General features: G+C 62.4%; 24 protein-coding genes. 13 read left to right on the forward strand and 11 right to left on the reverse strand.

The genetic code is table 11. The features are described 5' to 3' along the window. The first annotated feature begins 202 nt into the window (after positions 1 to 202). Both C1930_RS08785 and folD read left to right on the forward strand, forming a co-directional pair. Positions 203 to 2,038, forward strand: a complete 1,836-nt coding sequence (locus C1930_RS08785) for a monovalent cation:proton antiporter-2 (CPA2) family protein (protein WP_108752883.1) — start codon at positions 203 to 205, stop codon at positions 2,036 to 2,038. A gap of 193 nt (positions 2,039 to 2,231) precedes the next feature. Next, positions 2,232 to 3,107: a bifunctional methylenetetrahydrofolate dehydrogenase/methenyltetrahydrofolate cyclohydrolase FolD gene (gene folD, locus C1930_RS08790; RefSeq protein WP_108755993.1), complete on the forward strand. Its 876-nt coding sequence runs from the start codon at positions 2,232 to 2,234 to the stop codon at positions 3,105 to 3,107. A 205-nt stretch (positions 3,108 to 3,312) separates the two neighbouring features. Here folD and C1930_RS20195 read toward each other — a convergent pair whose 3' ends face one another. Continuing rightward, positions 3,313 to 3,453: a hypothetical protein gene (locus tag C1930_RS20195; protein ID WP_159093573.1), complete on the reverse strand. Its 141-nt coding sequence runs from the start codon at positions 3,451 to 3,453 to the stop codon at positions 3,313 to 3,315. 754 nt (positions 3,454 to 4,207) lie between these two features. On the opposite strand from C1930_RS20195, the gene guaB reads away from it, so the two are divergent. The 7 genes from guaB (at position 4,208) to C1930_RS08820 (ending at position 12,413) form a co-directional block, all read left to right on the forward strand. Beyond that, positions 4,208 to 5,665, forward strand: a complete 1,458-nt coding sequence (gene guaB / locus C1930_RS08795; RefSeq protein WP_108747812.1) for an IMP dehydrogenase — start codon at positions 4,208 to 4,210, stop codon at positions 5,663 to 5,665. A gap of 110 nt (positions 5,666 to 5,775) precedes the next feature. Then, entirely contained in the window at positions 5,776 to 7,341 is a 1,566-nt protein-coding gene (gene guaA, locus C1930_RS08800) for a glutamine-hydrolyzing GMP synthase (protein WP_108771505.1), read from the forward strand. A gap of 77 nt (positions 7,342 to 7,418) precedes the next feature. Then, positions 7,419 to 7,580 (forward strand): hypothetical protein, encoded by a 162-nt coding sequence (locus tag C1930_RS20200; protein WP_159093574.1) that lies wholly within the window; start codon positions 7,419 to 7,421, stop codon positions 7,578 to 7,580. A gap of 315 nt (positions 7,581 to 7,895) precedes the next feature. Further along, a complete protein-coding gene (locus tag C1930_RS20205; RefSeq protein WP_159093575.1) occupies positions 7,896 to 8,588 on the forward strand; it encodes a hypothetical protein in 693 nt (230 codons plus the stop codon). 662 nt (positions 8,589 to 9,250) lie between these two features. Beyond that, entirely contained in the window at positions 9,251 to 10,282 is a 1,032-nt protein-coding gene (locus C1930_RS20210; protein ID WP_199912420.1) for a hypothetical protein, read from the forward strand. Positions 10,283 to 10,537: 255 nt separating this feature from the next. Then, complete coding sequence (locus tag C1930_RS08815; RefSeq protein WP_108771507.1) at positions 10,538 to 11,398, forward strand: hypothetical protein; 861 nt, start codon at positions 10,538 to 10,540, stop codon at positions 11,396 to 11,398. 40 nt (positions 11,399 to 11,438) lie between these two features. Beyond that, a complete protein-coding gene (locus tag C1930_RS08820) occupies positions 11,439 to 12,413 on the forward strand; it encodes a hypothetical protein (RefSeq protein WP_108771508.1) in 975 nt (324 codons plus the stop codon). Positions 12,414 to 12,489: 76 nt separating this feature from the next. On the opposite strand, the gene C1930_RS08825 is transcribed toward C1930_RS08820, so the two are convergent. Next, complete coding sequence (locus tag C1930_RS08825; RefSeq protein ID WP_159093576.1) at positions 12,490 to 13,776, reverse strand: hypothetical protein; 1,287 nt, start codon at positions 13,774 to 13,776, stop codon at positions 12,490 to 12,492. A gap of 802 nt (positions 13,777 to 14,578) precedes the next feature. Beyond that, positions 14,579 to 15,520 (reverse strand): LysR family transcriptional regulator, encoded by a 942-nt coding sequence (locus C1930_RS08835; RefSeq protein ID WP_108771510.1) that lies wholly within the window; start codon positions 15,518 to 15,520, stop codon positions 14,579 to 14,581. Positions 15,521 to 15,616: 96 nt separating this feature from the next. Here C1930_RS08835 and C1930_RS08840 point away from each other — a divergent pair, with 96 nt between their 5' ends. Beyond that, positions 15,617 to 16,456, forward strand: coding sequence for a type 1 glutamine amidotransferase domain-containing protein (locus C1930_RS08840; protein WP_108771511.1), 840 nt, complete (start codon positions 15,617 to 15,619; stop codon positions 16,454 to 16,456). 85 nt (positions 16,457 to 16,541) lie between these two features. On the opposite strand, the gene C1930_RS08845 is transcribed toward C1930_RS08840, so the two are convergent. Then, positions 16,542 to 18,425: a DUF2075 domain-containing protein gene (locus tag C1930_RS08845; RefSeq protein WP_108771512.1), complete on the reverse strand. Its 1,884-nt coding sequence runs from the start codon at positions 18,423 to 18,425 to the stop codon at positions 16,542 to 16,544. Next, positions 18,422 to 18,796 carry a nucleotide pyrophosphohydrolase gene (locus C1930_RS08850; protein WP_108771513.1) on the reverse strand — a complete coding sequence of 125 codons (375 nt, stop codon included), beginning with the start codon at positions 18,794 to 18,796 and terminating at the stop codon, positions 18,422 to 18,424. Before C1930_RS08850 ends, C1930_RS08845 begins: the two co-directional genes overlap by 4 nt. A gap of 196 nt (positions 18,797 to 18,992) precedes the next feature. Here C1930_RS08850 and C1930_RS08855 point away from each other — a divergent pair, with 196 nt between their 5' ends. After that, the gene (locus tag C1930_RS08855; protein WP_108771514.1) at positions 18,993 to 19,775 is read left to right on the forward strand and encodes a 3-hydroxybutyrate dehydrogenase; all 783 of its coding nucleotides are present in this window, start codon (positions 18,993 to 18,995) and stop codon (positions 19,773 to 19,775) included. A gap of 76 nt (positions 19,776 to 19,851) precedes the next feature. Beyond that, a complete protein-coding gene (locus tag C1930_RS08860; RefSeq protein WP_108771515.1) occupies positions 19,852 to 20,271 on the forward strand; it encodes a hypothetical protein in 420 nt (139 codons plus the stop codon). A 43-nt stretch (positions 20,272 to 20,314) separates the two neighbouring features. Here C1930_RS08860 and C1930_RS08865 read toward each other — a convergent pair whose 3' ends face one another. From C1930_RS08865 to C1930_RS08880, 4 genes are all read right to left on the reverse strand, one after another. Beyond that, complete coding sequence (locus tag C1930_RS08865) at positions 20,315 to 21,004, reverse strand: Imm52 family immunity protein (RefSeq protein ID WP_108771516.1); 690 nt, start codon at positions 21,002 to 21,004, stop codon at positions 20,315 to 20,317. After that, entirely contained in the window at positions 21,001 to 21,363 is a 363-nt protein-coding gene (locus C1930_RS08870) for a hypothetical protein (RefSeq protein ID WP_108771517.1), read from the reverse strand. Before C1930_RS08870 ends, C1930_RS08865 begins: the two co-directional genes overlap by 4 nt. A 573-nt stretch (positions 21,364 to 21,936) precedes the next feature. Beyond that, positions 21,937 to 22,866: an alpha/beta hydrolase gene (locus C1930_RS08875; RefSeq protein ID WP_108771518.1), complete on the reverse strand. Its 930-nt coding sequence runs from the start codon at positions 22,864 to 22,866 to the stop codon at positions 21,937 to 21,939. A gap of 12 nt (positions 22,867 to 22,878) precedes the next feature. Continuing rightward, the gene (locus C1930_RS08880; RefSeq protein ID WP_108771519.1) at positions 22,879 to 23,466 is read right to left on the reverse strand and encodes a carboxymuconolactone decarboxylase family protein; all 588 of its coding nucleotides are present in this window, start codon (positions 23,464 to 23,466) and stop codon (positions 22,879 to 22,881) included. A 134-nt stretch (positions 23,467 to 23,600) separates the two neighbouring features. Between C1930_RS08880 and C1930_RS08885 the strand changes: the two genes are divergently transcribed. Continuing rightward, on the forward strand, positions 23,601 to 24,170 hold the full coding sequence (locus tag C1930_RS08885) for a TetR/AcrR family transcriptional regulator (protein ID WP_108756006.1): 570 nt from the start codon (positions 23,601 to 23,603) through the stop codon (positions 24,168 to 24,170). A 79-nt stretch (positions 24,171 to 24,249) separates the two neighbouring features. Here the strand turns inward: C1930_RS08885 and C1930_RS08890 are convergent, their stop codons facing one another. Both C1930_RS08890 and C1930_RS08895 read right to left on the reverse strand, forming a co-directional pair. Beyond that, on the reverse strand, positions 24,250 to 24,696 hold the full coding sequence (locus tag C1930_RS08890) for a chemotaxis protein CheW (RefSeq protein WP_108771520.1): 447 nt from the start codon (positions 24,694 to 24,696) through the stop codon (positions 24,250 to 24,252). 128 nt (positions 24,697 to 24,824) lie between these two features. Then, positions 24,825 to 26,594, reverse strand: a complete 1,770-nt coding sequence (locus tag C1930_RS08895) for a sensor domain-containing phosphodiesterase (RefSeq protein ID WP_234412752.1) — start codon at positions 26,592 to 26,594, stop codon at positions 24,825 to 24,827. Positions 26,595 to 26,596: the final 2 nt, after the last annotated feature.

Genomic DNA, 26,596 nt, shown 5'->3' on the forward strand with positions numbered 1-26,596 from the left:
ATTACGCGGCGTTCTGCCGGGGCGGGTGACCGATCCGCCGGGCATGGCCCGGCGCTACCGCAGGGTCGATTTCGGAACGATGATGGGTTTTGTTTCCGCAATCGTTCCGTTTTCGGCACAATCAAACGCAACGCACATGCTATTGCCGTCCACCAACTTCCCCTATCGTTGACCCCATCAACGCATCTGGGGAACACACCGCATGGCGGTAGAAGCAGCGACCAGCGAACTGGTCAAGGTCGTCGCCCTGTTGGGCGCAGCGGTGGTCATGGTGCCGCTGTTCCGCAGGCTGGGCCTGGGCTCGGTACTGGGCTATTTCACCGCCGGCCTGGCCATCGGCCCGTTCGGGCTGGGCTGGTTCTCCGACCCGCAGGCGATCCTGCACACCGCCGAACTGGGCGTGGTGATGTTCCTGTTCGTCATCGGCCTGGAAATGCGGCCCTCGCACCTGTGGAGCCTGCGCAAGGAAATCTTCGGGCTGGGCACGCTGCAGATCGTCACCTGCGCGCTGGTGCTGACCAGCATCGCCAAGCTGTTCGGGCTGCCCTGGCAGGTCGCCTTCATCGGCGCCACCGGCTTCGTGCTGACCTCCACCGCGGTGGTGATGCAGCTGCTGGCCGAGCGCGGCGACATCGCGCTGCCGTCGGGGCAGAAGATCGTGTCCATCCTGCTGTTCGAAGACCTGCTGATCGTGCCGCTGCTGGCCCTGGTGGCGTGGATGGCGCCCAGCGCCGGTAGTGCCGACGGTGAGGGCTCGCGCTGGCTGTCGGTGGCCATCGGCGCCGGCGCCATCATTGGCCTGGTGCTGGTTGGCCGCTTCCTGCTGAACCCGCTGTTCCGCCTGCTGGCCGAAGCCAAGGCGCGCGAAGTGATGACCGCCGCCGCACTGCTGGTGGTGCTGGGCGCGGCCCTGCTGATGCAGCTGTCGGGCCTGTCGATGGCGATGGGCGCGTTCCTGGCCGGCGTGCTGCTGAGCGAATCGACCTTCCGCCACCAGATCGAAGCGGACATCGAACCGTTCCGCGGCATCCTGCTGGGCCTGTTCTTCCTCAGCGTGGGCATGGCGCTGGACCTGGGCGTGGTGGCCGGCAACTGGCCGCTGATCGTCGGCCTGGTGCTGGCGCTGATGGCCGCCAAGGCCCTGTGCATCTACGTGGTGGCGCGCCTGATGGGCAGCGACCACGCCCAGGCGCTGGACCGTGGCGTGCTGATGGCCCAGGGCGGCGAGTTCGCCTTCGTGCTGTTCAGTGCCGCCGCCAGCGCCGGCGTCATCAACATGGACATCAATGCCAACTTCACCGCCGTGGTGGTGCTGTCGATGGCACTGACCCCGCTGGTGGTGCTGGTTTACAAGCGCGTGGCGCCCAAGCCGGAAGTCAGCCTGGAAGGCGTGGACACCGCCGACGGCCTGTCCGGCAGCGTGCTGCTGATCGGCTTCGGCCGCTTCGGCCAGGTCGCCAGCCAGTCGCTGCTGGCGCGCGACGTGGACGTGACCATCATCGACAACGACGTGGACATGATCCACAACGCCGAGCGCTTCGGTTTCAAGATCTATTACGGCGACGGCACGCGTCTTGACGTGCTGCACGCCTCCGGCGCGGCCACCGCGCGTGCCATTGCGGTATGCGTGAACAATGCCGAAGACGCCGACCGCATCGTGGAATTGGTGGCGCACGAATTCCCGCAGGCCAAGCTGCTGGTGCGCTCGTTCGACCGCGAGCACTCGCTGCGGTTGATCCATGCCGGCGTCGATTTCCAGATTCGCGAAACCTTCGAATCGGCCTTGCTGTTCGGCCAGGCCGCGCTGATGGAACTGGGTGCCGAAGAAGAGGACGCCCAGGAAATCGCCCAGCAGATCCGCGAACGCGACGCCGAGCGCTTCGAGCTGGAAATGGCCGGCGGCAGCCTGCGCGCCGGTGCGCACATGGTGTTCGGCAGCGCACTGCCGGGGGTACCGACCCCGACGCCGTTTACCGCACCCAAGCGCAAGGCGCGCACGTTGAACGCCGACCAGGTGCCGGAAGAAGAAGAGGAATGAGGGGGGAGGGGTCAGATCCCTTTCCAACGGAAAGGGCTCTGACCCCAAGCCTCGTAGACTCCGCAGCCAGCGGGGTCAGAGCCCTTTGCCTGCGGCAAAGGGATCCGACCCCTTCCTGACCGCATCCTGCGGTGGGCGAGGGGGCCTGAATCAGGGACAATAGCGTCCCCGCCGCCGCCTGCCCCCGCATTCGATGAACGATTCCGTCGCAACGCCTCCTGCCCGCATCCTCGATGGCCGCCGTATTGCCGAGGATCTGCTCGACAGCCTGAAGGTGCGCGTTGACGCCCGCGTCGCCGCCGGCGGCAGCCGCCCGGGCCTGGCCGTGGTGCTGGTGGGCGGTGACCCGGCCTCGACCGTGTACGTGCGCAACAAGCGCCGCGCGGCCGAAAAGGTCGGCATTGAAGCCTACGACTACGATCTGCCGGCCGGCACCACCGAGGCCGAGCTGCTGGACCTGATTGACCAGCTGAATGCCGACCCGAAGATCAACGGCATCCTGATCCAGCTGCCGCTGCCGGGCATCCCGGATGCGCGCCGGCTGATCCAGCGCATCGACCCGCGCAAGGACGTGGACGGCTTCCACCCGGAAAACGTCGGCCATCTGGCCCTGCGTGAGTTCGGCCTGCGCCCCTGCACCCCGCGCGGCATCACCACGCTGCTGGGCCACACCGACCAGCCGGTGCGCGGCCGCAACGCCACCATCGTGGGCGTGAGCAACCACGTGGGCCGGCCGATGGGCCTGGAGCTGCTGATTGCCGGCTGCACCGTCACCAGCTGCCACAAGTTCACCCCCAAGGACGTGCTGGAACAGGCCGTGCGCAACGCCGACATCCTGGTGGTGGCCGTGGGCCGCCCGGGCATCGTGCCGGGTGAATGGGTGAAGCCGGGCGCCGTGGTGATCGACGTGGGCATCAACCGGCTGGACGACGGCCGCCTAGTGGGCGATGTGGGGTTTGAAGCCGCCGCCGAGCGCGCGAGCTGGATCACCCCGGTACCGGGCGGCGTGGGCCCGATGACCGTGGCCACGTTGATGCAGAACACGTTGGAAGCGGCGGAAGCTTCCTGACCAATCCCAACGGCGCCGCTGCGCTCGCCGGGCATGGCCCGGCGCTACCGGGGCGGTGTCGGCCTGCATGGCCCGCTCCTGGTAGGTGCCAACCTTGGTTGGCACACATCCGTCGGGGCCATCGGCCCATCTGGGGTGCCGGTGCCGGGCGGATCGTGCCAACCAAGGTTGGCACCTACCAAAGGCGGTTTTCCGGTTGGGTTGATCACACGCGGTTGATGCAGAACACGTTGGAAGCGGCGGAAGCCTCCTGAGGGTAGCGCCGGGCCATGCCCGGCGGATGTTTGCGGCGCCGCTGCGCTCGCCGGGCATGGCCCGGCGCTACCGGGGTGGTGTCGGCCTGCATGGCCCGCTCCTGGTAGGTGCCAACCTTGGTTGGCACACATCCGTCGGGTCCATCGGCCCATCTGGGGTACCGGTGCCGGACGGATCGTGCCAACCAAGGTTGGCACCTACCAAAGGCGGTTTTCCGGTTGGGTTGATCACACGCGGTTGATGCAGAACACGTTGGAAGCGGCGGAAGCGTCCTGACCAATCCCAACGGCGCCGCTGCGCTCGCCGGGCATGGCCCGGCGCTACCGGGGCGGTGTCTGCCTGCATGACCCGCTCCTGGTAGGTGCCAACCTTGGTTGGCACACATCCGTCGGGGCCATCGGCCCATCTGGGGTACGGGTGCCGGACGGTTCGTGCCAACCAAGGTTGGCACCTACCAAAGGCGGTTTTCCGGTTGGGTTGATCACACGCGGTTGATGCAGAACACGTTGGAAGCGGCGGAAGCGTCCTGACCAATCCCAACGGCGCCACTGCGCTCGCCGGGCATGGCCCGGCGCTACCGGGGTGGTGTCGGCCTGCATGACCCGCTCCTGGTAGGTGCCAACCTTGGTTGGCACACATCCGTCGGGGCCATCGGCCCATCTGGGGTGCCGGTGCCGGACGGTGCGTGCCAACCAAGGTTGGCACCTACCAAAGGCGGGATGCCGCCGGCCCGGATGCCCCCTGAACCGATCGCTGCCCGCGCGACACTGCGTCGCATCCACCCCCTCCCATCGGGCGTGAAAAAGGGGTAAAATGTCGCGCTTCCCCACATCTCGGGTATGCCGATGCTGCGCATCCAGGCTGAAGCACTCACTTACGACGACGTCTCGCTCGTCCCCGCCCATTCGACCATCCTGCCCAAGGACGTCAACCTCGAAACGCGGTTGACTCGCGACCTGAAGCTGAAGCTTCCGATCCTGTCTGCAGCCATGGATACCGTCACCGAAGCCCGCCTGGCCATCGCCATGGCCCAGCTCGGCGGCATGGGCATCATCCACAAGAATCTCAGCCTGGAACAGCAGGCAGCGGAAGTGGCCAAGGTCAAGAAGTTCGAGGCCGGTGTCATCCGCGACCCGATCACCGTCGGTCCGGAAACCACCATCCGCGACGTGCTGGCCCTGACCCAGGCGCACAACATCTCCGGCGTGCCGGTGGTGGGCAGCGACGGCCTGCTGGCCGGTATCGTGACCCACCGCGATATGCGCTTTGAAACCGAGCTGGACGATCCGGTCCGCCACATCATGACCAAGAAGGATCGCCTGGTCACGGTGAAGGAAGGCGCCGCCAGCGATGAAGTGCTGCAGCTGCTGCACCGCAACCGCATCGAAAAGGTGCTGGTGGTCAACGATGATTTCGCCCTGCGTGGCCTGATCACCGTGAAGGACATCCAGAAGAACACCGACTTCCCCAACGCTGCCAAGGATCTGTCGACCCGTCTGCTGGTCGGCGCTGCCGTCGGCGTGGGTGGCGATACCGATCGCCGCGTGGAAGCGCTGGTTGCCGCCGGCGTGGACGTGATCGTGGTCGATACCGCGCACGGCCACTCGCAGGGCGTGCTGGACCGCGTGGCCTGGGTGAAGAAGAACTTCCCGCACGTGCAGGTCATCGGTGGCAACATCTGCACCGGCGAAGCTGCACTGGCGCTGCTGGACAGCGGCGCGGACGCAGTGAAGGTGGGCATCGGCCCGGGCTCGATCTGCACCACGCGCGTGGTTGCCGGCGTGGGCGTGCCGCAGGTGACCGCCATCGATCTGGTGGCCGAAGCGCTGCAGGACCGCATCCCGCTGATCGCCGACGGTGGCATCCGCTACTCGGGCGACATCGGCAAGGCGCTGGCCGCCGGTGCCTCGACCATCATGGTCGGTGGCCTGCTGGCCGGTACCGAGGAATCGCCGGGCGAGACCGAGCTGTACCAGGGCCGTTCGTACAAGAGCTACCGCGGCATGGGTTCGCTGGCCGCGATGGAAAAGGGGTCGAAGGACCGTTACTTCCAGGACGCTGCCACCGCCGACAAGCTGGTGCCGGAAGGCATTGAAGGCCGCGTGCCGTACCGCGGCCCGGTGGGCGGCATCATCCACCAGCTGATGGGCGGCCTGCGCGCCACCATGGGCTACGTGGGCTGCGCCACCATCGACGACATGCGCACCAAGCCCAAGTTCGTGAAGATCAGCGGCGCCGGCCAGCGTGAGAGCCACGTCCACGACGTGACGATCACCAAGGAACCGCCGAACTACCGCGCCTGACGCGGGCCGGGCAAAGAGGAACGAGGAAGCTGATTCCCGTTCCTCTTTCTCTATCTGCTGTTGAAAAAGCATTCGAAGTTTCGTTTTCCCTACTGCATTGCCAGGGCGCCATGACCAACATCCATAACGACAAGATCCTGATCCTCGATTTCGGCGCGCAGTACACGCAGCTGATCGCGCGCCGCATCCGCGAGCTGGGCGTCTACTGCGAAATCTGGGCCTGGGACCACAACCCGGCCGAGATCGCGGCGTTTGGCGCCAAGGGCATCATCCTGTCCGGTGGCCCGGAATCGACCACGCTGCCGGGCGCCCCGGCCGCGCCGCAGGAAGTGTTCGACAGCGGCCTGCCGATCTTCGGCATCTGCTACGGCATGCAGACCCTGGCCGCGCAGCTGGGCGGTGCCACCGAAGCCGCTGACCAGCGCGAATTCGGCCACGCCGAAGTGAACGTCATCAACCCGGATGCGCTGTTCAAGGGCCTGAGCGACCACGGCGGCGAGCCGAAGCTGAATGTCTGGATGAGCCACGGCGACCATGTCTCCGTTGCGCCGCCGGGCTTCACCATCACCGCCACCACCGATCGCATTCCGGTGGCCGCCATGGCCAACGAAGAAAAGCGTTGGTACGGCGTGCAGTTCCACCCGGAAGTGACCCACACCCTGCAGGGCCAGGCGCTGCTGCGCCGCTTCGTGGTGGACGTGTGCGGCTGCCAGACCCTGTGGACCGCCGCCAACATCATCGACGACCAGATCGCCCGCGTGCGCGAACAGGTGGGCGATGACGAAGTGATCCTGGGCCTGTCCGGTGGCGTCGATTCGTCGGTGGTGGCTGCGCTGCTGCACAAGGCCATCGGCGAAAAGCTGACCTGCGTGTTCGTGGATACCGGCCTGCTGCGCTGGCAGGAAGGCGACCAGGTGATGGCGATGTTCGCCGAGCACATGGGCGTAAAGGTAGTGCGCGTGAACGCCGCCGACCGCTACTTCAACGCGCTGGAAGGCGTGAGCGACCCGGAAGCCAAGCGCAAGATCATCGGCAACCTGTTTGTTGAGATCTTCGACGAAGAGTCGAACAAGCTGAAGAACGCCAAGTGGCTGGCGCAGGGCACCATCTACCCGGACGTGATCGAGTCGGCCGGCAGCAAGACCGGCAAGGCGCATGTGATCAAGAGCCACCACAACGTGGGCGGTCTGCCGGAGCACATGAAGCTGGGCCTGGTGGAGCCGCTGCGCGAGCTGTTCAAGGATGAAGTGCGCCGCCTGGGCGTTGAGCTGGGCCTGCCGCGCACCATGGTCTACCGCCATCCGTTCCCGGGCCCGGGTCTGGGCGTGCGTATCCTGGGCGAAGTGAAGCGCGAGTACGCCGAACTGCTGGCCAAGGCCGATGCCATCTTCATTGATGAGCTGCGCAAGGCGGATCTGTACGACAAGACCAGCCAGGCGTTTGCCGTGTTCCTGCCGGTGAAGTCGGTGGGCGTGGTGGGTGATGCGCGGGCTTATGAGTGGGTGATTGCGCTAAGGGCCGTGGAGACGATTGACTTCATGACCGCGCATTGGGCGCATCTGCCGTATGAGTTCCTGGGGACCGTGAGCAACCGGATCATCAATGAGTTGCGGGGGGTTTCAAGGGTTGTCTATGACATCTCGGGGAAGCCGCCGGCTACTATTGAGTGGGAATGAGTTGAAAGAACGAGGGCGCCGAGAGGCGCCCTTTTCGTTTTTGTGTCCGCTACCCATAAGCCGAATAGATTGTGACAATGAGTATTCCTCTCCTGTCGAACGGCCTGGGTACTTTAATCGCAGTTTTGGCCATGCCGAGGCTCGTCCATGATCGGCTTGCCGGCTACAAATTGTCTCTGTTCCTGACCAACGTCGATGAAGGCGATACTCTATTGGGCGGCGAGGTGTGGAAGATGTAACGACGCGCTTCCGCCTATGGCCGCGGGATGCCAGGCGACTTAAAGCGGGCATCTGAACTTCTATCGGACCGAGCTTGCAGTTGTCGCCGAGTCCTCATTCCTCGCCGGCTACTCGCGGTCTTGTTAGCCGGATCAGGTCGCTCTAAGATCTAGTGCTAAAGGAATGCCTTTCCAGAAATGGCTAGTTCATGAGCGTTCTACCTATCAAGTGTTTAGGTCGAAGCCCTCCCCGGTGAGTGGCGCGGCCAATCTTTTAATCCGAGCCCGCTTCAGGGGCTGGGTCAAATCCAGAACTAGAAGGCACAGGGGGAGTCAATGGAGCGACACGAGATCATCTCTCACGTTATGCATGAGGTGGACGGCATCATAGATCGACAGAGGACGATCGATAGCGTCAGAAGGGCCCTCGATGAGCGGGCTAGAGATCCTCACGAGGAAGACTTCATCTACGGCGAAGGTACCAACAATCAGAAAGTATTTAGAGAAAATATCGATGGCGTAATAATCGAAAAAACGATACTTCATCGACGCGGCGCCGCGGACACGGACATTTCCGGCGCGGATCTTTTGTTCGAGATCGTGGGAGAGAAGTACGTTCTCGTTCAGTACAAGAGGGCAGACGGCTCTGGTAGGATCAAGAATGACGAATCTCAACTCGAGGAGTTGATCGGGAGTTGCTCCAATGACTGTCCAGAGTTCCGGCCCTACATGCTTGGCAATTGCGGCGCATGGTATGCATTAATTGATGGAAAAGCTTTGTCATACATGCCTGCATGCGTTGCATCAAAGTCTTTTGCAGGCAGGAGCAGTTGTAAGGCAAGTAATTTTCAGAGAGCGATCGAAAGAGAAGCGTTCCTATCAGCTTTCGCCAAGTGCTACATCGGCGCACGGACTGCCGAGTGGCCTTATTCCTCCTACTCACCTTCTGCGCTGATGCTTTTCGGGTATGAGTCGAGCAATCCTCTGGTGATCGTGCGTCAGCTGGGAAGGTTCCGTCAATCAGTCTAACGATTCATTCATGCCGACGCCGCCTGGCGACTGGGGGCTAGTGCAGGCCTCGCCCCCCCGCTGCTGGCCGGAAGCAGATGCTCAGTCGGGGGTGGTGTAACTAGTCGCATCATAACGTTTGCTTGCGATCATAGCGAACATTGATCCACCCCCCGAGCCTATTGCTAGCTCCCGCTACACGCCGGCTTTTTAGCCAGACCAAGCCCCCTAAGATCGCTTGGATCAATGTTGTAGGCAGGCAACATCGCCATCGGGTGCTTTGTGCTTAAGTCGTGCAGCCTGATTCACGAGGCCGCCCACCAAAAAAATAGGTCGCTAGCAGGATCTCGTGCGAGATGGAACGGTTACAGCCGGGCGCAATCGCACAGGTCATCGTGGCACCAGACCTAAATCGTCTGGAGGAAACTAGAAAAAACAAGGAAGCGAGATGGTGCCCTCTGTGCAAGCGGCAAGCAGTGGTTTCCTCTTATTGGCTCGGCCATAGGTGCCGGTCTGAATTATCTTGGTGGGGCGAGCTTTTCGTCGTAGCTTTTTGTTGCGGGGTTTTCAGGCCCGGTTAGGCTGGCGTCTCACGCATCGGGCTACGGGCTAACATTTCTTCCGCGCTGAACTCAGTGCGCGAATCGGCTTAATCTCGGAGTTGGGCAGTAGGAGAAGCACCCTTGGATACCGAAGTAAAACCATCCGCAAAGGCGTTAGCTGAGGCCACAGGCTTGTCGGAGAAACTCCTCCAAGCGATCGAGCTATCGCAAATCCCCTTGACTAACGTCGCTTTGATGGCTACCCGCCTGGCTAGACTTCTCAACGACTTCGACCATCAGAAGATATTTGAGTATGAGTGTGGCGGATATACATCTTCGCCGGGGGGAGTCTCACCAGAGGTTTGGCGTCTTGCAATGCTTGCCGGAAGGACCTACCAGAAAAAGAGCAAGGACGAAGTCAAGACATATGCAAGACTCGAGTCGATTGAGAGTTTGGAGGCTCAGTTAGACTCTTTGAAGCTCGGGATCGACGCGGCTAGGGATCCAAGCGTTTCAATATCGTCTTCCAATCCAAATCAATATGTTGGCTCGGGAGTTGGAAACTGGGCGGAGCGAAAAAGGCTTCAAGAATCAATCAGTGGGGCGTCTGCTGCACTGAGTTCTCGAAGGTCATTTGTCTACTCGTACGTTCTCCAAAAGAACCTGGAGCTAAAATTCTCGGGAATCGCGGGCGATGCATTCTCAAGAATTCGTCTGGTGGCAGATGATCTGATCGGCGGGACAGTGCCGTCGGCTGCGCAGAAGTTCGTTGCTGTCTACGAAAATCTGCAGTCCGACAACCCGGAAGATTGGTCCAACGCCGTCCATAGCTGCCGCCGAATCCTGCAAGACTTGGCCGACCACTTGTTCCCGGCTACGGCAACGCCACGTACGAAACTTGTAAATGGAAAGGAACTTCGCGTTTCTCTTGGCGTAGATAACTACATCAATCGCCTCGTATGCTTTACAGAAGACAATTCCGCCTCAGAGCGCTCTGAAGAGATCGTAGGATCTCAACTCAAGTACCTAGGCGATCGCCTCGACTCACTTTTTAGAGCCGCTCAGAAGGGTTCGCATGGGATCATATCCACACGAGATGAGGCGGATCGTTATGTAGTGTACACGTACATGCTTGTAGCTGACCTCTTGAAATTGGCGGCAACAGCGGACTAATAGATCATTGATGCCGGCGCCGCTCACAGCCGCAACTAACTCGGGTGTTTCAGACGTCCGCATCTGGCCGGACGCGGGAATTGACGAATCAACGCGTCGCATTAGTTAACTTCCAGTAAAGGAACGGCATGAGCGAGCCTGAAATCCCAGATAAGATCAAGAAGCGTCTTAGGATCAAGGCTATTCGGAGGAACCCTGAAGGCACACCAGTGTGCGCCACTGGCCTAGCTAAATGGTACGTAGGAGTGAGGCTGGATGATTGACCTTGAAGCGCTCGCCCAGCGCCTGATGATGGCGGAGTCGTCGACGCGAGAAGACTACATGTTGGCACTCGAATGTCTTGACAAGGCGGTGTGCGAGGCGTGCGCCGTAGGTCAAGCCCAAGCAGGGCGCATGGCCGCGCCTTGCGTGGGTTACGGGACATATCTATTCGCGCGTATGTGCTCGCATGGCGTCGCTGCTGTGCGGGCAATGCCCTATTCCCGTTGGGTGAGAAGCGATCACCAGGAGTGGGGGCTTAATGTACTAGCCTGCCACGCCCGCGCTTTGCTGGAAGGCCATTTGTATTTTCATTACTTTATGCAGCCGACGGACGAGGCCCTTGACGAGGGCAGGGCGCGGGTCACGCTGCTTCAACTCAACGACTGCTGCAGCCGATTGAAGATGTTTTCCGGCAGTGAACAACAGCGGCTGTGCTTCGAGCAGCAGCGCGATGAGTTGCAAGCGCGCCTGCGCTCCATCCCATTCTTCCTGAATTTGTCTCCCCCCGTACAGGCTCAGTGCCTAGTCGGCAAGAAAGCGTGGTTCCTAGACAGGGCCCAGTTGATAGAACTAGTAGGAATGGACAAGGCTGGCTTTGATATTCTGTGGGACCTGTGGTCACAGCATTCCCACATTCACCCCGTCTCGTTCCTGCGCATGGAGACAAATGGCCGAGGCACGGGCTTGGAATGCGATCCAGATCGCCTGTATCTAGCCGTTGCCATGTTGATCAGTGCCGGTATTATAGAAGCAGCCACAGACAAGATCGTCGAGGTCTTTCCGGATGTGGCCGGCGAGCGGAAGGGGTTGGATTCGAAGTTCAGCCCCGGACCTAAACGCAATCGACGAAGGTAGCTGGGCAGCAGAAAATAGTGCTCAAGGATAGGAATTTGGAATGGCCAGTTCTGACATGGAGACTCGATTTCATAGTTTCGCCCTAATGGGCGAAGGCGCAGAGGCGATCGATGATCTACGGCTGGACACCCGCGGTGGCCAACGTGCGGACTACCTGTGGCGATCTCGATCCGTAATTGTTGAATTGAAAGTCCTGCAAGGGGACCCGCAGCACAAGATCAACAGCACATTCGAGACGCTAAGACTGCGCAATGACTTCCCAGTGATTCTTGGTCAGGCACCTGCACACAAGGTGCTTGCCCACCTTCCAGACGGGGATGAGCAACTGCGACGTCTTCGTCAAAAGATCATGCGATCCGTGGAGGCCGCATTTCGAGATGCCAAGGGTCAGATCGCAAACACTAAGCGGCTTCTTGGGTTGGATGATGCTCTAGGCATCTTGGTCTTGCTGAACCCCGACGTCGAGTCGTTGGATCCAATCGATGTGGGAAAGGAGATCAGTCGCCTCATGCAAGAGCGGCAAAGTGACACTTGGTCGGTGGATGCCGTTTGGCTGTTGTCCGAGGCTCATCTGGTCGGCGGGGCGCAGCCATGCATCATCATTGGAAGTGACAAAGCTGACCGCTTCTCTTGGGCTAGGGAGTTCCTGTCCTCTCTCAACGCTCAGTGGGGAATCTTTAATAACAGTCCCGTACTGACCTCAGACGCTAAGCTCTTGACTGACCTGCCAATGAAGCGAAAGTCCGAGCAACGCACTGGACCACTTACCAACGAGCAGCGCTGGCGGTCTAGCTACCGTGCTAATCCGTACCTAAGCCAGTTGGACGACGATGCTCTCCGGGAATTCGGCGAGAAGGCTATTGCAGATCTTATGCCGTACTTCCTGGTAGGCGGCCCCAGAAAGCCGATGGCCGAAATAGAGCAGTTTTTTGTGCGGTGGACGCACTTCCTCGAAGAAGCTTCTGATCGTGGTTTTGACGCTCGTGGGATGGGATTTCCTCGAGAGCGGCATTAGCAATGAGCAAGATGGACTACCAGGGGATAATTGGAGTGGGGAATGAGGGGCCGTTCGCAGCCCTGCTCGCCGGCCTCTAGGGCACCTCGATCCCGCCAAGCCAATCGACGTTCTCGCGCGTGACGATCGGCGCTGAATGCTCAGGCGCGAGTTGATCGAACACATGGGCGACGGCAAAGCGGAGGTTTCGCAGGTAGCCGCGACAGCAGTTCTCGTCGACGGCGGTGAATACTGTCGAGGTTAGGGCCACGGGATCGACTTTCTCGTCGCGCTCCTTGGCGTGCATGAACGCGTTGCGCAGCTCACGCACGCGATCAAGCGCGTCGTACATTGGTTGTCCGGGCGTGAGTGGCACGAACGTACGGCATGCGGCCAGTGCGAGCGCGGCTCCGCCGTGGTTGATCTTCTTTAACGGCTGGCGCTTGTCGCGGTGGTCGGGATGCGCGCCGGTCTCCAGGAACGCTAGACGGTTACCGATGGCCTCGGCGCAGGCCGCCACCGCAACCACGCAGTAGATGCCGTGGAAGAACGCGGCCTCGGTATCCTTCTTCGCCGCCGCCGCCTTCAGCGCATCGAACTCGCGCAGCGCCTTTTCGTAATGCAGCAGCGCGAAAGATAGCTCGATCCGCGGCTCCCCGCCAGCGTCGTGGGTCAGGCGGCCATACCGGGTTAGCGTCGGCGCGACGTAGTCGAATGACTTCTCCAGCGGCGCTAGTGCGCGGTGGTGTGCCGTGGCTGCGGCGAGGATCTTTTCGTTCTCGACAAATATCGCATCGAGCAGCGCGGCCAGCCGAACGATGTCGCGCGCCCGGTCGTGTGGGCCATTGACATACTCAAGATGAAGCGTCATTACCATTTCCGCCAGAGGGGCGAAGTCAACGAGCGTGGAGCTCGGCCGGCTGTGCCGGTCGACGATCACCAGCTCGGCAAAACTCCGCTGGTAGCTGCCGTTTCTGTCGACGTAGATGTAGTGCGTGCGAAGCGCCGCGAACGGATGCATGCCGATGGCGAGCGTTTCGTTGAAGTTCATGAGCCAATGCGCGCGCGGATTAGCCATGCCCTCAACAATCACCTTTGATTCGGGAGATAGTCCGGCATCGACGCCACCGCCCATGATCCCCGAGATCAAACGGCTGCTACCTTCTTCAGGCCGGAGGTTCTGCATTAGGCGGCCGCCCGCAAACACCGCGAACTCGCTGATGTTCTTGCAGTGCGCATCAACTCGTTCTGTATCGATAGCCAGATATGGATACGTGCTGATCGGTACCCATACGTCGCGATAGCGCTGCAGCACATGCTCCACCGGCAACGACAGTATTCCCGGCAGGACTTCTCCGTTGACACTCTCATATCGCTGCTTCACGCCTAAACCCTTCGTCGGCCCTCGGTCAGGGAAGCCTATAGGTTTTCGGGGAGTGCAGCATCGCTCAGTGCGATCTGGCCTTGGGCGAGGATAGTGGACCGGTGAAGTCCGCTCTTGATTCCAAACGACAGACCGCTCTCGGCCGGAAGCGGAAATTAAAGGACAAGTTCCCAAGGGAGCAAGGTGGTCAACGAGGATTATCCCGCCTTAGTCTCTAGGCAAGTCCACTCAGCCTCCCCTCGGCAAGCCATGAATAACTCATCAACAGTTCCCGCATTCTGATGCCGCTCTGGCTCCGCTGCCAATTGGCAGCGGTTTGCTGAGTGCAGCACTTTCAGCACTGTGAAGTGGTCTACCAACGCGCGGTTAGTTCTCGAAAGGCTTACGCGGCGGCCAGGTGATACATCGGTTTCTGGCCACCAGTACGCATCTGCGCCTTCGCATCCGCACATCGGCTTGAGCATGCAGCGCACTGAGTTGAGGTCGGGCAGGGGAGTGTCGTCGTTGATGGCTTCAACGACGGTGTACGTGGAGACGGTGTCGAATTTGGTCGTGGTGGCGACTTCCGTAGCCGTGCTAAACAGTGCCACCGAGTATGTTGCACTCACCGTTCGAGCAATACGCGACGATATCAGATGCAATGGCGCAAACCCACTGCCGATGGCCTATCAATCTACCGCAATCGCCTACGCCACAGGTGAATCGCGCGAGAGTCCTCTTCGCAACAGTTCTCAGTTCGCCTCGACAGGCAGCGGCGCGCAATTAACCATACACCTCCAAGATCGGTTCAAACCGCACGCGGCTAAACAGCCTTGCAGATTGAACCAGCACAATCTTTAGTACGCCCCGCATTCCCCACCAGCAACTCAATCATCGCTCGTGCCGCGGCCGACTGCCGACGATGTGGCGCATAGATCACCGAGAACGGCCTTGATCTGCCGCGCAACTGCGGCAGCACTTCCACCAGCTCCCCCCGCAACAACCGCTCGCGCACGATGAACTCATAGCTCTGGCAGATGCCGATGCCCTGTTCGGCCAGCGACACCACACCCAACACATCGTCAGAAGTCTCGATTGGCGACCGCGGCACCCAATCCACATCCCGTCCGCCATCCCGAAACACCCAAGGCGCCAGCCGCCCAGTACGCGGCATCACAAACGGCAGGCACAGGTGCTGCTGCAGATCCTCCAACGTCTGCGGCGCGCCCCGGCGTTGCAGGTACTCCGGCGAAGCCACCAGCACCAGCGGCGCATCCTCCAGCTTTCGCCCCACCAGCCCGCTGTCCGGCAGCTGGCCCAGTCGGATGGCCAGGTCGAAGCCTTCGGCCACCAGGTCCACGTTGCGGTTGGTGATGTTCAGTTCCACCTGCACCTGCGGGTACTGCTGCGCAAAGTGCGCCAGCACGGGCGGCAGCCGGTAGTGGCCATAGGTGGTGGGCACGCTCAGGCGCACGCGGCCGGCCAGCGCACCGTCCTGGCCCTGTACGTCGCGCTCGGCGTCGTCCAGCAGGCCGAAGGCGGTGCGCACCTGTTCCAGATAGAGCCGCCCGGCGTCGGTCAGGCCCACGCGGCGGGTGGTCCGTTGCAGCAGCTGCCGGCCCAGCCGCGCTTCCAGGCGGGTGACAGCGCGGCTCAGCACCGAGGGCGTGGTGGACAGCGCCACGGCGCCGGCGGTGAACGAGCCGTGCTCGACCACCGCCAGGAAGACCTCCACATCGCCCAGATAATCGAACTTGCGGCTCATTTGGCTCTCCCGCGAACAAATGTTTTGCGAAGGGGCCAATTTATCGCCGCTGGGGCGATGAATAAAGTGGCGGCCATTCCCTGATAGGAGCTCCCCATGAACCTGATGACCCGTCTCGCCGCAGCGCTGGCCCTGACCCTGGCCGCCAGCGGCGCGCACGCCGCCAACGTGCTGGTGGTGCTGTCCGACGAAAACCACCTGGACCTGAAGGACGGCAAGGTGCTGTCCACCGGCTTCTATCTCAACGAGCTGATGCAGCCGGTCAAGCTGCTGCTGGACGCGGGCCACGAGGTGACCTTCGCCACGCCGCAGGGGCGGGCGCCGACGGTGGACGCGTCCTCGGTGACGCCGGCGTACTTCGGCAACGATGCCGCGCAGCTGTCGCTGCACAAGGAGCTGCTGGAGAAACTGGCGCTGACCTCGCCGACGGCCTCGCCGGTGGTCAGCTTGGCGCGCGTGGAGCAGCAGGGCTACGCACGTTTCGATGCGGTCTACATTCCCGGTGGCCACGCGCCGATGCAGGACTTGCTGAAGAGTCCTGCGCTGGGCCGGCTGCTGGCCGACTTCCACGTGCGCAACAAGACCACCGCGCTGGTCTGTCACGGGCCGATCGCGCTGCTGTCCACGCTGCCGGATGCGGCGGGTTTCGTGGCGAAGCTGGAAGCGGGTACAACGCCGGCCACGCCGAAGTGGATCTACAGCGGCTACCAGATGACGGTGATCAGCAACCAGGAAGAAGAGCAGGCAAAGCCGATGCTAGGCGGCGGTGAGATGAAGTTCTACCCGCAGACGGCGTTGCAGCGGGCGGGTGCGAAGTTCAGCAGCAATACCACGCCGTGGACCGGGCATGTGGTGGTGGACCGCGAGCTCATTACCGGCCAGAACCCGGCTTCAGCGATGGAGGTGGGGCAGCGGTTGGTGGAGCGGTTGAAGTAGTTCGGCCGCCTCCGCGTAATTGCCGTTCCGGTGATTTCGGCGCGTTGTGCGAGGATCACCGCTGAGATTGATCAGGTGGAGGCGCTCAGGCCTCCACCGCCTGGGCCTTTTCAACGGCCGCCAGACACTGCAGTCGAGTCCTGAAGTACGCGGCGACTTGCGGATCTGTCGCGTAGACGTAGCACCCCTTCATCCCACGGGTCATCAAGGTGCGGTAAGTGTTCTTGATGATCGTGTCGGCCAGTTCGGCAGCGTGGGCGGGGTGGGATCTGGATAGCTTTACATACCCCTTCATCGTCTTGTCGTGCCTGTCGCGCGCACGAGGGACGGTCTTCAGGGCACCGTCTTCCATGACCAGATCCGGCCCGATGATCACGCCGATGTAATCGACTTCCAGACCCTGGCAGGTATGGATGCAGCCCACCTGATCAATCGAGTTGGGGGAGACAATCCAAAGGCTTCCGTCCTGACCAAGGTTCCACTGCCGTCGGTAGTTGCCAATGACTATGTCCATGTCCTTGCTGTTTTTCTTGCTGTTCCATGGCCAGCAATAGCCAGCTACGACGCGCGCGCGGTTATTGGCGTTCTTGGCATCGATAGCCGCGTGCAATGCAACCGGATCATCGAATACCTGGAAGTCGTAGCTGTCTTCGTCCAGGGTTGTGTTTGCGGTCGGGCGGACCTGCAGCACGTCGTCCAACCATGCGAGATAGCCGTCCGACCCCGCACAGCGGAACTGCGAGGACAGGGCGTATTCCTCCACCGTCGCTCCGCGGGCGACTGCGAAATCACGAATGGCCTCTTTGGTGCCGATATCTTTCAGCGTGACCCGTTGGTCTTCATCAATGAAAAACACGCTGCACAGGGCAGCGTTGATCAGCTCCATTATCTGGTTCTTGCCCTCGTTCCCGTAGAACCCGCCTTGCTCGGTGAGCCGATGGGCTTCGTCGACGATCAGTAGATCGAATTCGTTCTCGGGGGTATTGATGTACGCTCCGGACCCACCGAAGAAGTGGTGGAGGCGATCACTTTCGTTCGACTTGCTGAGGGCGCTTTTGTAGACCTCACGTGGCGCGGCATTCTTCGAGACGTACTTGACGTTCAAACCATCGCGCACCGCGGCCAGAAGATTCACCGCAACGACGGACTTGCCCGTACCCGGGCCGCCCTCGATGATGACAACTCGAGGCTTTCGTTCCGCATGCGCCTGGGCGCACGCCGCCTTGGCGGCTTCGAACACGTGCTTCTGTTCGTCGAGCAAGGTGAACGTACTATTTCCCGAGAGCAATCGATGCAGTTCGTCTGCGAGCGCTTTGGACGGGCGGATAGTGGCGCCGTCCAGTTTGGCCAGCACCGGGATACCATCGCCCTTGCTGGTGTGCTGGCTGATGAAAGCGCGCAGCTCCTCAAGGTCGCCCGCGCCCTTAAGGAAGAGCGGGGCGCGTTGGATGTAAGGCCGGTAATGGGGGGAGTTGATCACGCCATCCGACTGATAATTGTGCAGATAGGCGCAGGGATGAACCTGGAGCTTTCCCACATGGACCGCTTCGTTGAAACCCTCAAGGAACGCAGCGTAGGACCACGCCTGATAGCTGGGATGGACTCGAAGGTCTCCGGGCCGCAGCTCGATCATTGCGTCGCGATTGGACTGCTTGATGACTGACCATTGTTTGAGCTCGACGATGATGACGTGCGCGGAGCCGTCTTCGGCGTGGCCAGTCAGGAGAACGTCAATACGCTTCCGCGACTGAGGCAGGACGAACTCAACCGCCACGCCGATGTCACCAGGAATGGATGGGTGGTTCAGCGCACGTGCGACGTATCTCAGTGATTCGCGCCAAGAGCGGATTTCGGACTCGCCCACATGGCCCTTGGTGACCGCCTTGTAGCTGGCAAGGATGACTTCCTCGATTTCCTCATCGTTGCAGTGGCGAAGGAAGGCGTCCTTGTCTGCTTGGTAGACGATCATGGCTGAGGCAGCTTGTTGTACTTGGTGCTGACGCCCCGCGAGAGATCGACCGGGTACTTGACAGCGTTCGTGGCCAGCTTGCTGCTGACAGCTTCATTAAGGTCGATGCCAAGCACATCCGACAGCCGGATGAGGTACAGGGCTACGTCGGCGATCTCTTCACGAACCGCCTTGGCTGTGGCGTCCGAGGATGCGGCGTTGAAAGAATCGGCTTCCGTCATCCACTGGAAGACCTCGTTCAGCTCTCCAACTTCGCCCGAGAGCGCCATGACGAGGTTCTTTGGGGAATGGAACTGTGCCCAATCTCGGGCTTCGGCGAAGTCCCTGAGCGCTTGGGCAGCGCCCCGAACCTCGACAAGAGGATGTTCCATGGCATGGCCTCATACGACAGAATTTGGCCAATTCTACTCATTGAGGCGGGGCGTTAGCGACATCCTGTCCGTCGCAGGCGATGGGTGCGCCCCGGGATAGCGCGGTGGCTGGACAGTCCTTTTCGGGCGCCGCGTCAGAGCGGCCAAGTGCCCGTTAGTCGTTACACTGCTGCCAACGCCTCATGGAAGCTTGCCCATGTTCACCGGAAAGGTTGCGGTAGTCACTGGCTCCACCAGCGGTATCGGCCTTGGCATCGCCATCGCGCTGGCGCGGCAGGGGGCCGACATCGTGCTCAATGGCTTCGGGGATGCACAGGAAATCGAACGGATCCGCTCCGGCTTGGAGGCAGAGTTCGGGGTACGGGTGGCACACGATGGCGCGGACCTTTCCAGCGGCGACGCGGTACGGGAAATGATCGCCCGTGCCGCGTCAACGATGGGCCGCATCGATATCCTGGTGAACAACGCTGGCATCCAACACACGGCGTCGATCGAGGACTTCCCGGTAGAGAAGTGGGACGCGATCCTGGCGCTGAACCTATCGGCGGTGTTCCATGCAACGGCGGCGGCGCTGCCGCACATGAAGCAGCAGGGATCGGGCCGCATCATCAACATTGCGTCGGTACACGGGCTGGTCGGCTCGGTGAACAAGTCGGCCTATGTGGCGGCCAAGCACGGCGTGGTCGGGTTTACCAAGGTGACGGCTCTGGAGAACGCGGGTACCGGCATCACCGCCAACGCCATTTGCCCCGGCTGGGTGCGCACGGCGCTGGTGGAGCAGCAGATCACCGCGCTGGCGGAGCGGGAAGGGACCGATCAGGAGGCCGCCGCGCGTGAGCTGCTGGCCGAGAAGCAGCCTTCGCTGCAGTTCGTGACGCCGGAGCAGTTGGGGGACATGGTGGTGTTCCTGGCCTCGGACGCCGCAGCGCAGATTACGGGTACGGCACTGCCGATGGATGGAGGTTGGACGGCACGCTAGCCGTCGGCCAATGCTGCTCTCGCGTTTACTCCCAGTTGCCCACCACGTTCGTGCCTTGAGGAATGGAGATCCGCAGATGATCAACCCAAAGCTTCCATGCATTCTGGTGCTGGCGCTGGCGTTTTTACCAAGCGTTGCGGCCGGCGCTAGCTCCCCGAAGCAACCCCCCACCTACTCGAACGTCTGCATGCACCCCGAATCCGGCGACCTACTCGGGCTGGAGATTTCGTTCGTTGGCGGCGCGGATGGTGGGTATGCCGTCGTACAACGGTACGAGGGCGAAGCGAGCGCCCCTGAGGTCATGAAGATCAAGCCACGGGGCGATTCTTTAGTTCTGATGTACGGGAACATCGAGTCGATCACTGCGCAGCGGCAAGCCAGAGGACTGCGTGTAACCCATCTCGACGGCGCGCAAAGTTCGACTGGTACATCGACTGAAACGCTGACGCCTTCATTGGCAGTCTGGCAGGGAAGGCAGGTTGCGGTGTGCAAGTAACCCTGCCTTTCTGCAATCACGGCAGACCCGACGTCCCAACCAGCTAGAACACCGGCAGCAACCCCAACTCATACATCCGCATTTCCAGCGCATTCGCCGTTCGCACATGCTTCTTGTCGGCCAGCTTGAACGCCCCATCCACCGACACCACAATCGATCCCCCCGGCGCGGGCAGAATCAAAGCGGCCTGTGGCAACTCCGCAGCGCTCACAGCCCGGCGCACGTACGCCATCCACCCCAGGCAGTGCCGCCCGGGGTAGCTTGCGCAGGCATCGTGGTAATTCACGAACCGACCATTCAGCCGGTCGTAGACATCGGCAAATGCGTAGCGGGTGCCCATTTCGCTTTCCAGCACCGCCAGCATGATGCCGGCGATCCAGCCGGTGGGGTTGGGCTGCACGTCGGCGGGCCGGTTGACGACCACGGTCATGGTGCCGACGCCCGGGCTGTAATTAACATTGATCAGCCCGGGCAAGCGCTGGCCGGTTGGCCGGTTCAACAACGATGCACTGAACGTGCGCACAGGCGCCAGTTCCGCGCGTACCCGCAGGCGGTGCAGCACGGCGGGCGCATCGTCCAGCCGCAGCGGTACCTGGCCGGGGGCGTTTACCTCGCAGTACCAGGTGTCGCTACCGGGAAAGCGCTGCAGCATCTCGACCAGCTGCAGGTAGGCGGCGTCGTAATCAGTGTGATGGTGTTTGGCAATCTGGAAGCGGAGAACGACGCTGATCATCCGCGCGGCCGGATGTCCTGGCAGACCAGTTCCGCCAGGCTGCGGCAGGCCAGGAACAGGCCATCGACCACACCTTCGCTCAGGTGCCGGTCGGGTGTGGCTACGGCGCGGCAGCGCTCTGCGGCGTGCGGCACTTCGGCCACGGTGAGCAGACCGGCGGCGGCGCGGTCGATGCGGGCCAGGGCCATGCGGCGGCCGAGCGGCAGATGGGTTTCGGGCCAGGGTTGGCCGTCGGCGCCTTCGCCCGTGCGGATGCGGTCGAGGCAGCCGAGCAGGGTGCTGAGGTCGGGCGAGGGGTTTTGGTCGTCGTTGATGGAATCAGCGGGGGCGCTGAAGGGCAGGGCGTTCGGTGCGGTCATGGCGTCGGCTTCCGTGGCAGAGGCACAGCAGCGCCACCCGCGCTGGGCGGGGTGGCGGACGGTACGTGGCTGCAAACCCGGTTGATGTAGTGTCATTGACCCGGTGGACCCGAAGATCCCCACGCACCGCCCGCCATAGACGGCCGACGGATTGCCCGCCGGCACCGGTTAAGGACGGTGCCGACGGGCAAGCGTAAACAACAGACACTTACGTCAAGACGGGTTTGCAGACCCGGCCACCCGTTGTCGGTGGCACGCCATGTTGTTTACGCATGCACGCTCGCTTCAATCAGAAAAATCCGAAACGTGCAGATGCATCGAGGGAGCGGAAACGATTGTCGCACGCACAATCCGTGGCACATGCGACACGAGAGCGCTCGCCCATGCCGCAGGCGGGGTTGGCGCGACATGAAATGGCGCAAACAGCGCGCAATGCTCGGGAATACGTGACGTTTTCCGCTTAGGAATAGTTGTGTCGGTCATTCCACACGAGGGCGTGTTAGACACAACACATGAAGTGGAGTGACGCATCCGGCCCGTTGAACGTGCCGAATGCGTCATGCAGCGCGCTTCTTACAGGTTCGCATCCAGGAATGCGCGGATCACCGGCCCGATCTCCTGCACATGGCTTTCCAACGCGAAATGCCCGGTATCGTAGAAATGCACCTCCGCCTTCGGCAGATCGCGCTTGAACGCCTCGGCACCGGCCGGGATGAAGATCGCGTCGTTGCGCCCCCACACCGCCAGCAGCGGCGGCGTGCGGTCGCGGAAGTACGCATGCAGTTGCGGGTACATCGCCACGTTGGTGCGGTAATCCAGGATCAGGTCCAGCTGGATATCCAGATTGCCTGGCCGCGCCAGACGCTCGTTGTCCAGCGTGTAGGTTTCCGGCGCGATGCGCAGCGCATCGGGCGCGCCGTGGGTGTACTGCCACTGGATGCCTTCCGGGCTGAACATGCTGCGCAGTGCATCGCGGTTGGCCGCGGTCGCTGCGCTCCAGTAGCGCTTGATCGGCGCCCACAGTTCGCCCAGGCCTTCTTCATAGGCATTGCCATTCTGCGAAACGATGGCGGTGATGCGTTCCGGGTGTTGGGTGGCCAGGCGCCAGCCGACCGGTGCGCCGTAGTCGAACACCTGGATGGCGTAGCGATCGATGCCGATCACTTCGGTGAAGCGGTCGATGGTGGTGGCCAGGTTGGCGAAGGTGTAGGCGTACTTTTCGCGCGGCGGCGCCTCGGTGAAGCCGAAGCCAGGCAGGTCCGGGGCAATCACGTGGTAGCGGTCGGCCAGCATGGGGATCAGTTCGCGGTACATGAAGGACGAGGAGGGCAGGCCGTGCAGCAACAGCACGGTGGGTGCCTTGGGGTCGCCGGCTTCGCGGTAGAACACGCGCACGTCGTCCACCTGGGCGTAGTGGAAGGTGACGGCCGGCGCGGCGGCGTGGGCAGAGGCAACGGCGAGGGCACCGGCAAGGCCGGTTGCCAGACGGGCAGGGGTGTTCATGGTGTGGGTTCCTCAGGCGAACTGCTGGAACGCGTGGCTGCTGCCGCGCGAGATCTTGCCCTGGTCGAACAGGCGCAGGATCGGGAAGTCGACGTCGTTGCGGCCGACCTTCCACAGGTAGTTGGTGATGAAGTTCAGCGCCAGGTGGCCGAACACTTCCACGATGTCCTCATCGCCCCAGCCCCCGGCGCGCACGGCCTGCAGTTCTTCATCGGTTACGTCGCCCTTGTGGCGCACCAGCAGCAGCACGAAGTCGAGCAGCGCCTGTTCCTTCGGGTCGGTGGACTTGCCGTGGCGGGCCAGTTCAATGTCTTCCTCGGTGAGCTTCTGCAGCTTGGCGATGGCGGCCAGCAGGGAGATGCAGTATTCGCAGCCGTTTTCTTCACCGATGGCCAGGCCGATCTTGCGCGCCAGCTGCTTGCTGAAGCGGCCGTCGGTGAGGTTCTGGAACAGGGCCAGGTAGCTGTTCATGGTGGCCGGCGAGTTGGCCAGCGCCGTCATGATGATGGGCAGCTTGCCGAATTTGGCCTTGGTCTGTTCCAGCAGCGGCTGCTGGGCCGGGGTGGCGGTTTCGGGGGTGACGAGGGCGATACGGGACATGGAAAGTTCCTTGAGCGGATTGGATTGAAATGTACCGAACGGTCGGTACGGGCTGAATTGAATCCGAACGATCGGTCCACGTCAAGCTTGAATTGGACCGAACGGTCGGTTATCGTTCAGGCAGGAGGTGACCCATGCCCCAGGTCAGGAAAATTGATGACGCGGCCCTGCTGGACCGCTTGGCGCTGACGTTCAAGGACGTTGGCTATGAGGGCGCGTCGCTGGCAGTGATTGCCGAAGCGACCGGCCTGAAGAAATCCAGCCTGTACCACCGTTTCCCCAACGGGAAAGAGGAAATGGCGCAGGAAGTGCTTGCCCAGGTAGGGCGCGTGCTGGATGCGGAGATCTTCCCGGTGCTGGCCGGCGATGCGCCGGTGGCGGACAAGCTGGCGCGTTTCGTTGCGGCGATGGACGCGATGTACGACCACGGCCGGCAGTCGTGCCTGTTGAACATGCTGTCGCCGCCGCGTGGTGTGCAGAACGGTTGCGGTGATGCAATTGCATCGACGTTCCACCGGTTGCAGGCCGCGCTGGCGGGTGTGGCGCGGCAGCACGGTGTGGCTGATGAAGAGGCCGAACTGCTGGCCGAGCAGATGCTGGTGGAACTGCACGGCGCGCTTGTGGTGGCGCGCGGCATGGATGCGCCGGCGGTGTTTTCGCGGGCGATTGTGCGGTTGCCGCGGATTATTCTGGACGCGGTGTAATTCGCCGGGCATGGCCCGGCGCTACCGGAGGGCGTCGCGGGCACGGTGGGGTAGCGCCGGGCCATGCCCGGCGGCGCGATCACGCGGCAATCAACAACACCGGGTCGATCAGCGGAATCTGGCCGTTGTCGGGCATCGCAATGCTCTGGCTGCAGAACACAAACCCCAGCGGATTGACCGCCCGCACCCGCTCGCGGGGGACGCTTTCGATCTCGCCCACTTCGTCCACGGCCAAGGCCAGCACTTCTGCGCTTGCCTGCACCAGCAGCATTGCCGGGCAGGCGGACTCGAACGCACTCAGCCCGCTCAGCCGACGCAGGTCGACCACCCTCAGTGCTTCTTCGCGCACGGTAAGGGTTGGGCGGCCTTTGCCGCCTGCACGGCTGAAGGTTTCAGGGCCACGAATTTCGACAGCGGCCTGCACGTCCACGGCAAACCACTGCTCACCCGCGCGTACGGCCAGGAATTCGAAAAAGTCATGCGACAACGGGGCCGGTTGACCGGCCAAAGGGGAATGCGGCTGCAAGGGAATTCCGGTGGAAGGGGCGCTGCTGATGCGCGGCAATAATGCCGTGCCGGAATGCCCGGTTGTGTGCGCGGCAGATGAAGGCCGAGGCGCACATTCAGCTTCTGCTGGGCATGTGCCCCCGGGTGTCAGGTCTGGACGTAGGGCGCCGCGTCCAGCTGCTGGGCCAGATCTGCCGCGCTGATCGGGCGGGACAGGGCAAACCCCTGGATCTCATCGCAGCCATAGGCCTGCAGCAGGGCCACCTGTTCCGGCGTCTCGGCGCCTTCGCCCACGGTGTTGTAACCCAGGCCGTGGGCCAGGCTGATGACTGCCTGCACCTTCAACTGGGCGCGCATATCGGTGGGCAGGTCGTCGATCATCGACTTGTCCAGCTTGATGGTGTGGATGGGCAGTTCGGTGAGGTAGCCGAAGTTGCTGTAGCCACTGCCGAAATCATCGATGGCCACGCGCACGCCGGCCGCGGCCAGCTGCTGCAGTTGTTCGCCGGGCAGCGAATCGGCACGCAGCCATTCGCCTTCGGTGATCTCGATTTCCACATCGCTGCAGGACAGCCCCTTGCACAGCAGCGCGGAAATGAAGGCATCGGCCATGCCCTTGCGGGACACATCGCGCGCGGACAGGTTGATGGACAGGGTGAGGCTGAGGCCTTCGCGCCGCCATTGCGCCAGCTGGCTGAAGGCGTGTTCCAGTACCCAGGCGGTAACGCCATCCATCAGCGTGGTGCGCTCGAATACGGGAATGAACTCGGCCGGGCTGACTGCGCCCAGCTGCGGGTGGTTCCAGCGCAACAGCACTTCGGCCGCAACCGGGGCAAGATCATGCGCGCGGAAGCGCGGCTGGTAGACCAGGTGGAACTGGTCCTGCTGCAGTGCCCGCTGGCCGTCGGTGGCCAGCCGGTAGCTGCGCTGCAGGCGTTCATCGCGGCTGGGCGAGTACCAGCAGCAGGTAACCTGGCTGGCAAGGGCCGAGCCGAGCGCGATCATCATCTTGCGCAGCACATCGTCGGCACTGTCACGGCCCAGGGCGGCCTCGCACAGGCCGGCATGGAACTGCGGCGCCAGCGGAACCGATGCCGCCATCAACGGGCGGATGAGATCGTCGTGCAGCAGGTGAACCAGGCGTTCGATGGCCTCGCGCGTGGGCAGTTCCACCACGAAGGCGAAGCGGGTGGCGCCCACATGGTAGACCTGGGCCACGCCGTCGAGGGCCAGGTTGAGGCGCACGCCCGCACGGCGGATCAGTGCTTCCAGCGGCACCATGCCCAGCACCTGGCCGGCCTCGTGGGCGCGCGGCAGATCCAGGATGTCGATCATGACCGCGAAGCACGGCTGGCCCGGCGTGCGCACCGCGCGCGCGGCGTAATCGATGGCGAACTGGTGGCGGTTGGGCAGGCCACTGACCGGATCGCGACGACCGCTGAGGGTGCGCAGCTCCAGTTCGTTCATCACCGCCATGCCCAACGTCTGCAGTTGCCGACGGTCATCGGCGGAAAACTGCCGGGGCACGCTGTCCATCACGCACAGCGCACCGATGGGAACACCGTTGGCGGCCACCAGTGGCGTACCGGCATAGAAGCGCAGGTGCGGCGGCCCGGCCACCAGCGGCAGGCTGGAAAAACGCGGATCCACGCGCAGGTCGTTGATGACCTGGCCGGCGGGGGAGCCGATGGTGTGAGCGCAGATGGAGTCGCGGATATGCGATTCGGCCACGTCCAGGCCTTGGCGTGATATCAGCCGCTGGCGGTCTTCTTCAATGAGCGATACGAAGGCCACCGGCGTGCGGAAGGTGCGCGCCGCCAGGTCGGTCAGCCGATCCAGCGAGGCGCCCGCGGCGTCGTCCAGGACGTCCAGGCTGCCCAGCGTCGACATGCGTTCTTCGGTACGGGTAGGGGCCATGT

This window comes from Stenotrophomonas sp. SAU14A_NAIMI4_8, assembly GCF_003086695.1.
Classification (GTDB): domain Bacteria; phylum Pseudomonadota; class Gammaproteobacteria; order Xanthomonadales; family Xanthomonadaceae; genus Stenotrophomonas.